Consider the following 5,358-nt stretch of genomic DNA (forward strand, 5'->3'; position numbering starts at 1 on the left):
CCCCTCGTTGAGGATCTGGCCGTTCTTGGCCTCCTTGTAGTACATCAGCTGGTCGCGGTCGACCGGCTCGTACGTCTGGCCCTTGGGGGAGTAGATCCCGAGCGAGGGGAACAGCGACTCCATGCCGAAGGTGCGCGCCTCGTCCGGGACGATCGGCACCCAGCGCCTGCCCGTCTCCTTGTCGCGGACCAGGTCCTTGACCAGCCGGACGAAGGCCATGGTGGTGGCCACGTTCTGGGAGCCGGAGCCCTTGTCGAAGGAGGCGAAGGCCTTCTCGGCGGGGGCGGGCAGCGGGGCCAGCGCGTGCGTGCGGCGGGCCGGGGCCGGGCCGCCGAGGGCGGCACGGCGCTCCTGGAGGTAGCGGACCTCGGGGGAGTCCGCGCCCGGGTGGCCGTAGGGCACCACGCCGTCCACGAAGTCGCTGTCCTTGATCGGCAGCTCCAGCAGGTCGCGCATCGCCTTGAACTCGTCCACCGACAGCTTCTTCATCTGGTGGTTGGCGTTCTTCGACGCGAAGCCCTCGCCGAGGGTGTGGCCCTTGACCGTCTGGGCCAGGATCACGGTCGGCGCGCCCTTGTGCTCGACGGCCGCCTTGTACGCCGCGTAGACCTTGCGGGACTCGTGACCACCGCGGGAGAGGTGGAAACACTCCAGGATCTTGTCGTCGCCCAGCAGCTTCGCCATCTCGGCGAGCGCCGGGTCCTTCCCGAAGAAGTCCTCGCGGATGTAGGCGGCGTCCCGGGTCTGGTACGTCTGGATCTGCGCGTCCGGTACCTCGCGCAGGCGGCGGACCAGCGCGCCGGTGGTGTCGAGCTGGAACAGCTCGTCCCAGGCCGTGCCCCACAGCGTCTTGATCACGTTCCAGCCGGCGCCGCGGAACTGGGCCTCCAGCTCCTGCACGATCTTGAAGTTGGCGCGGACCGGGCCGTCGAGGCGCTGCAGGTTGCAGTTGATGACGAAGGTGAGGTTGTCCAGCTCCTCCCGCGCGGCGAGCGCGAGGGCCGCCGTCGACTCCGGCTCGTCCATCTCGCCGTCGCCGAGGAAGGCCCAGACGTGGGACGCCGATACGTCCTTGATGGCGCGGTTGGTGAGGTAGCGGTTGAAGCGCGCCTGGTAGATGGCGGAGAGCGGGCCGAGGCCCATCGACACCGTCGGGAACTCCCACAGCCAGGGCAGGCGGCGCGGGTGCGGGTACGACGGCAGGCCGTTGCCGCCCGCCTCCTGGCGGAAGTTGTCCAGGTGGTGCTCGTTCAGCCGGCCGTCGAGGAAGGCGCGGGCGTAGATGCCGGGGGAGGCGTGGCCCTGGATGTAGAGCTGGTCGCCCGAGCCGTCCCCCTCCTTGCCCTTGAAGAAGTGGTTGAAGCCGGTCTCGTAGAGCCAGGCCGCGGAGGCGAAGGTGGCGATGTGGCCGCCGACGCCGTACTTCGAGCCGCGGGTCACCATGGCGGCCGCGTTCCAGCGGTTCCAGGCGGTGATCCGGGCTTCCATCTCCGGGTCGCCGGGCACGGCCGGCTCGGCGGCGGTCGGGATGGTGTTGACGTAGTCCGTCTCGAGGAGCTTCGGCAGCGCGATGCCGCCCGCCTCGGCGCGCTCCAGCGTGCGGCGCATCAGGTACGCGGCGCGGTGCGGCCCGGCCTCCCTGGCGACTGCGTCCAGGGAGGCCCGCCACTCGGCGGTCTCCTCCGGGTCGCGGTCCGGGAGCTGGTCGAGCGCGCTCGGCTGGATGGCGTGGGGGTCGGTCATGTCGCCGCCTTCCTCAGTCGAAGGGGGTTCCCTCATCGGTAAGGGTTCGGGGGTGCCCTTGGTCTTTGGCAGGACAGGGCAGCGGACCTCGGTGGAAGTCCGTCGGCGACTGTAACTCGCTGATCGATGATCGATCAAAGGGTTGAGGGGGAAAAAGTCTTGATTCCGAGAAAGTAGGCACCCGGTGCCTTCGGAGATGGCACCGGGTGACGCGAAAACGCCTTGTTTTCGCAGGTGGGGCGGCGTGTGAGCGACCGTGCGCTCGACTGAACCGGGCCCGTCACGCCCGCGGAGCGCAGCCCAGCACGTGCGCCTTCACCAGCTCGGCGATGCGCGGATCGCGCCGCTTGAAGGCCTGCACCAGCTCCTCGTGCTCCTCCGCGTACGACTGCTGGACCGTGCCCAGCCAGCGGATCGACAGCGCCGTGAACACCTCGATGCCCAGCCCCTCCCAGGTGTGCAGCAGCACCGAGTTGCGCGCCGCGCGGACCAGTTCGCGGTGGAAGCCGACCGTGTGGCGCACCTGGCCGGTGCCGTCCGCCTGCCGGTCGGCCTCGTACAGGGCCAGCACGTGCGGCTCCAGCGCCGAGCAGTCCTCCGCGAGACGCTCCGCCGCCAGCTCCGCCGCGATCGCCTCCAGACCGGCCCGCACCGGGTAGCTCTCCTCCAGGTCGGCAGCGGTCAGGTTGCGCACCCGGACGCCCTTGTTGGGGGCCGACTCGATCAGACGCAGGGACTCCAGCTCGCGCAGGGCCTCGCGGACCGGGGTCTGGCTGACCTCCAGCTCGGTGGCGATCCGGCGCTCCACGATGCGCTCGCCCGGCTGCCAGCGCCCGCTGACGATCCCCTCCACGATGTGCTCGCGGATCTGCTCGCGCAGCGAGTGGACGACGGGCGCGGTCATGAGGGCTCCTTAGGGAGGGCTGACGTTTAGACAATAAGGCCGGTCCGCTCCGCGGGTAGGGCGTGTGGGGCGCTTTTGCGCAGGTGAGACAAGGCTTACACGCGCTGCGTGCGGACAAACGCGAACACCCCGCCCGGAGAGGCTCCGGACGGGGTGTTCGCGGGGGACGGAACTCAGAGGCCCAGCTCGACCTCGAACTCGCCCGCCTCCAGGATCGCCTTGACCGCCGTCAGGTAACGGGCCGCGTCGGCGCCGTCGACCAGACGGTGGTCGTAGGAGAGGGTCAGGTAGGTCATGTCGCGGACGCCGATGACCGTGCCCTCCTCGGTCTCGATGACGGCCGGACGCTTGACCGTGGCACCGATGCCGAGGATCGCGACCTGGCCCGGCGGCACGATGATCGTGTCGAACAGCGCGCCGCGCGAACCGGTGTTGGAGATGGTGAAGGTCGCGCCGGACAGCTCGTCCGGGGTGATCTTGTTGGCGCGGACCTTGCCCGCCAGCTCCGCGGTGGCCTTCGCGATGCCGGCGATGTTCAGGTCGCCCGCATGCTTGATGACCGGGGTCATCAGGCCCTTCTCGGAGTCCACCGCGATACCGATGTTCTCGGAGTCGAAGTAGGTGATCGTGCCCTCGGACTCGTTGATCCTGGCGTTGATGACCGGGTGGGCCTTCAGCGCCTGGGCCGCCGCCTTCACGAAGAACGGCATCGGGGAGAGCTTGACGCCCTCGCGGGCCGCGAACGCGTCCTTGGCCTGGGCGCGCAGACGCATCAGGCGGGTGACGTCGACCTCGACGACCGACGACAGCTGGGCCTGCTCGTGCAGTGCCTTGACCATGTTGTCGCCGATGACCTTGCGGATGCGGGGCATCTTCACGGTCTGGCCGCGCAGCGGGGAGGCCTCCAGCGCCGGGGCCTTCTTCGCGGCGGCCGGGGCAGCGGCGGCGGCCGGAGCCGGAGCGGCGGCCTTGGCCGCCTCGGCGGCGGCGATGACGTCCTGCTTGCGGATGCGGCCGCCGACGCCGGTGCCCTTGACGGTGGCCAGGTCGACGCCGTTCTCGGCGGCGAGCTTGCGCACCAGCGGGGTGACGTACGCGCCCTCGTCCGTCGCCTGGCTGGCGGTCGGGGAGGTCGGCGCGGTGGCCGGGGCGGCCGGAGCCGGGGCGGGCGCCGGAGCCGGAGCCGGAGCGGCGGCGGCGGGTGCCGGGGCCGGAGCGGCGGGGGCCGGAGCCGGGGCAGGCGCGGGGGCCGGAGCCGGGGCCGGAGCCGGGGCCGGGGCGGGCGCCGGGGCAGGGGCGGCCTCGGCGGGTGCCGGGGCGGCGGCGGCCGGAGCCGGAGCGGCGGCCGGGGCGGCACCCGGGGCGCCGATGACGGCGAGCTTGGCGCCGACCTCGGCGGTCTCGTCCTCGCCGACCGTGATCTCCAGCAGCACACCGGAGGTGGGCGCCGGGATCTCGGTGTCGACCTTGTCCGTGGAGACCTCGAGCAGCGGCTCGTCGGCCTCGACGGAGTCGCCGACCGACTTCAGCCAGCGGGTCACGGTGCCCTCGGTGACGGACTCGCCGAGCGCGGGCAGGACCACGTCCGTGCCCTCGGCGGAACCGCCGCCGGACGCCGCCTCGGCGGTCGGCGCGGGGGCGGGGGCGGCCTGCTCGGTGGACGGAGCGGCCGGGGCCTCGGCGGCGGGCGCCGGGGCCGGCTCGGCGGCCGGAGCGGCCTCGGCGGCGGGCGCCGGGGCCGGCTCGGCGGCCGGAGCGGCCTCGGCGGCGGGGGCCTCGGCGGCCGCGCCCGTGCCGTCGTCGATCAGGGCCAGCTCGGCGCCGACCTCGACCGTCTCGTCCTCGGCGACCTTGATGGAGGCCAGCACGCCGGAGGCCGGGGCCGGGATCTCGGTGTCGACCTTGTCGGTCGAGACCTCGAGCAGCGGCTCGTCGGCCTCGACGCGCTCACCCTCGGCCTTCAGCCAGCGGGTGACAGTGCCCTCGGTGACGCTCTCACCGAGCGCCGGAAGGGTTACGGAAACCGCCATGGTTTCGGTTGCTCCTAACGAATTGCGGAAGTCTGTGTCGTCGCGCCCGTGGACCGAAGGCTCAGTCGTGGGAGTGCAGCGGCTTGCCGGCCAGGGCCAGGTGGGCCTCGCCGAGCGCCTCGTTCTGCGTCGGGTGGGCGTGGATGAGCTGGGCGACCTCGGCCGGCAGCGCCTCCCAGTTGTAGATCAGCTGCGCCTCGCCGACCTGCTCACCCATGCGGTCGCCGACCATGTGGACGCCGACCACGGCACCGTCCTTGACCTGGACGAGCTTGATCTCGCCCGCGGTCTTCAGGATCTTGCTCTTCCCGTTGCCCGCCAGGTTGTACTTCAGAGCGACGACCTTGTCCGCACCGTAGATCTCCTTGGCCTTGGCCTCGGTGATACCGACGGAGGCGACCTCCGGGTGGCAGTACGTCACCCGCGGCACACCGTCGTAGTCGATCGGAACGACCTTCAGACCGGCCAGACGCTCCGCCACCAGGATGCCCTCGGCGAAGCCGACGTGCGCGAGCTGGAGCGTCGGGACGAGGTCACCGACGGCGGAGATGGTCGGAACGTTCGTACGCATGTACTCGTCGACGAGGACGTAGCCGCGGTCCATGGCGACCCCGGCCTCCTCGTAGCCCAGGCCCTGCGAGACCGGGCCGCGGCCGACGGCCACCAGCAGCACCTCGGCCT

General features: G+C 71.7%; 4 protein-coding genes. All 4 read right to left on the reverse strand.

Going from position 1 to position 5,358, the window contains the following annotated elements; translation table 11 throughout:
• Positions 1-1,743, reverse strand: a 1,743-nt coding sequence (locus tag IE312_RS42360) for a pyruvate dehydrogenase E1 component-related protein (RefSeq protein ID WP_502266998.1), incomplete at its 3' end; no start/stop codon positions are given.
• Positions 1,744-2,023: 280 nt separating this feature from the next.
• On the reverse strand, positions 2,024-2,647 hold the full coding sequence (locus tag IE312_RS29510) for a GntR family transcriptional regulator (protein ID WP_030340923.1): 624 nt from the start codon (positions 2,645-2,647) through the stop codon (positions 2,024-2,026).
• Positions 2,648-2,820: 173 nt separating this feature from the next.
• Entirely contained in the window at positions 2,821-4,677 is a 1,857-nt protein-coding gene (gene sucB, locus IE312_RS29515) for a 2-oxoglutarate dehydrogenase, E2 component, dihydrolipoamide succinyltransferase (protein ID WP_189985338.1), read from the reverse strand.
• Between the two features lie 61 nt (positions 4,678-4,738).
• Positions 4,739-5,358, reverse strand: a 620-nt coding sequence (locus tag IE312_RS42365; protein ID WP_229900573.1) for an oxidoreductase dimerization domain-containing protein, incomplete at its 5' end; no start/stop codon positions are given.

Origin of the sequence: Streptomyces capoamus (assembly GCF_014654935.1) — a bacterium.
GTDB lineage: Bacteria > Actinomycetota > Actinomycetes > Streptomycetales > Streptomycetaceae > Streptomyces > Streptomyces capoamus.